The sequence below is a fragment of the Paenibacillus sp. 01L418 genome, from assembly GCF_056400045.1.
In genome coordinates this window covers 1-2473 of sequence record NZ_JBFTSN010000647.1, presented here as the reverse complement: position 1 = coordinate 2473, position 2473 = coordinate 1, and the positions used below count along the sequence as shown (strand labels likewise).

The 2473-nt window shown below is 48.0% G+C and carries 2 protein-coding genes; both read left to right on the top strand.

What is annotated here, in order from left to right:
- Nucleotides 1–702: glutamate ligase domain-containing protein (locus AC1DSE_RS34120; RefSeq protein WP_477528998.1), on the top strand; the 702-nt coding region annotated here is incomplete at its 5' end.
- Between the two features lie 46 nt (nucleotides 703–748).
- A complete protein-coding gene (gene spoVE, locus AC1DSE_RS34115; RefSeq protein ID WP_477528997.1) occupies nucleotides 749–1846 on the top strand; it encodes a stage V sporulation protein E in 1098 nt (365 codons plus the stop codon).
- The last annotated feature ends 627 nt before the right edge of the window (nucleotides 1847–2473 follow it).

Genomic DNA, 2473 nt, shown 5'->3' with positions numbered 1-2473 from the left:
GAGCGACTGGATGCGGGCATTTACATTGATCCGCCATATGAGCGGGACAACGGTGACGCACAAAATGATGAAGCCGCTGTGGATAGACAAATTGTATTCCGCCAGTCTGAGGACTCGGAAATTAACATTTTACCCGTTTCAGAGCTAGGCATACCAGGCCGCCACAACGCCGCTAATGCGCTTGCTGCCATAGCGGCGTGTTTGGCTGCTGGAGTTGCACCAGAGCGTCTTGTAGAACCGCTGCAGTTGTTTAGAGGCGTGGAGCACCGCCTGGAGTTCGTCCGTGAAGTGAATGGTGTCAAATATTATAATGATTCGAAAGCGACAAACCCGGTTGCAACGATGATGTCCGTTCGCTCGTTATCCGCACCGATCGTTCTAGTGGCTGGAGGACTTGACCGCGGCTCTGACTATATGGAGCTTGTTCCATTATTCCGCGACCGCTTAAAGGGGCTTGTTGCTTTAGGCGAAACGAGAGAAAAGCTCTCCCGTGTAGCAGAGCTAGCAGGTTTAGCTAAGGTGGAAATCGTCGAACCTAGTGAGGACGCCGAGTCCGTCCTTCAGCAGGCGGTGAAACAAGCTGCAGCTATTGCAGAGCCAGGTGATATTGTTTTATTGTCGCCTGCATGCGCAAGCTGGGATATGTTTACATCGTATGAGCAAAGAGGGCGCATTTTTAAAGATTCGGCGCATACCTTGTAAGTAGGGGGCATGTCCCTACTTTCCCATGCTAAGAGGTGTGTTCGCTATGGCCAAAGCGCGTTCTGCCCCGGATATTTGGATGCTGACTGCAATTGGGCTCATTCTCGCTATCGGGTTGATTATGGTGTACAGCGCTAGCGCAGTGCTTGCTTTTCATGAATTCGGTGATCGTTTTTACTATGTAAAGCGTCAGGTGCTATTTGCTGGACTCGGTATAGGCGTGTTGTTGTTTACAATGAATACGCATTATACGGTTTGGAAAAAGTGGGCGCCAATGGCTTTATTGGTTTGCTTCGGCCTTCTTCTGCTCGTGCTGATCCCTGGTGTCGGCGTCGTTCGCGGCGGCGCACGCAGCTGGCTTGGCATTAGCTCCTTCGGTATTCAGCCTTCTGAATTTATGAAGCTGGCGATGATATTATTTTTAGCAAAATGGCTCTCTGAGAAGCAGCAAACGATTACGCAGTTCACAAAAGGGCTTATGCCGCCGCTAGGGCTTGTTGGACTAGCCTTCGGACTCATTATGCTGCAGCCTGATCTAGGTACTGGAGCGGTGATGGTTGGCGCCTCTTTAATTCTGATTTTTACAGCTGGCGCTAGATTATCTCATTTAGGCGGCTTGGCGCTCATCGGTGTCGCAGGTTTTGTTGGCCTTATCATCGCTGCGCCATATCGATTAAAGCGAATAACGAATTTTCTTGATCCATGGGCAGACCCGCTCGGAGGCGGCTATCAAATTATTCAATCCTTATATGCGATCGGACCAGGTGGACTCGTTGGGCTCGGTCTAGGTATGAGCCGACAGAAGTTCAGTTATTTGCCTGAGCCGCAAACCGATTTTATATTCTCGATTTTAGCGGAAGAGCTTGGCTTCATCGGCGGAGTTACTCTTATACTATTATTTCTAGTTGTCATCTGGCGGGGGATACGCGCTGCTATTGCAGCTACGGATACATTCGGGAGCTTGCTGGCAGTCGGCATCACAGGCATTATCGGTGTACAAGTATTGATTAATATTGGTGTCGTCATTGGCATGATGCCCGTTACGGGAATTACGCTGCCGCTTGTTAGCTATGGGGGTTCATCCCTAACGCTTCTCTTAACTGCACTAGGGATTTTGTTGAACATATCTCGTTATTCGAGGTGAGGCTTCATGCCTAGGGCATTAACCAGCAGATGCTTAGTAGAAAAAAAACAATAAACGTCCGGCTTGGATAGCTGCAGGTTGCATAACAGCAGCTGCAACTATCCAAGCCGGATATTGTTGTTTACAGGAAAATTTGCTCATTTAATATGATGAGATATTGAATACACTTTTATTTGAAAGAAACAGTCAATTCGCTAAAGCGGCAACCAGCTTTGAGTTCTGGTCTGCTGCACAGACCAATCAGTGAGCCAGTTGGCTCGATATAGGCCATTGTCACACAAGAGCCTATATGGGCATAAGATACACTATATTCGTGACCGTCACCCGAAAGGAGTGGTGATTACAACAGAAAAACCGGCAGCAGCGATTCAGACTGCTGAAGGGGAATTTCTTTTTCTTCTTACACAGCTAGGCATGTGCTTAAGGAGTAGGTTTTGCTGCGCAAAACCGAAGCATTTGCTTACGAAGTAGGTTTTGCTGCGCAAAACCGAAGCGATTGCTTACGAAGTAGGTTTTGCTGCGCAAAACCTAAGCATTTGCTTACGAAGTAGGTTTTGCTACGCAAAACCTAAGCATTTGCTTACGAAGTAGGTTTTGCTACGCAAAACCTAAGCATTTGCTTACGAA

Bases quoted from the DNA above. Each gene is read 5' to 3' on its own strand.
- spoVE (WP_477528997.1), top strand. From the start codon at position 749: ATGGCCAAAGCGCGTTCTGCCCCGGATATTTGGATGCTGACTGCAATT.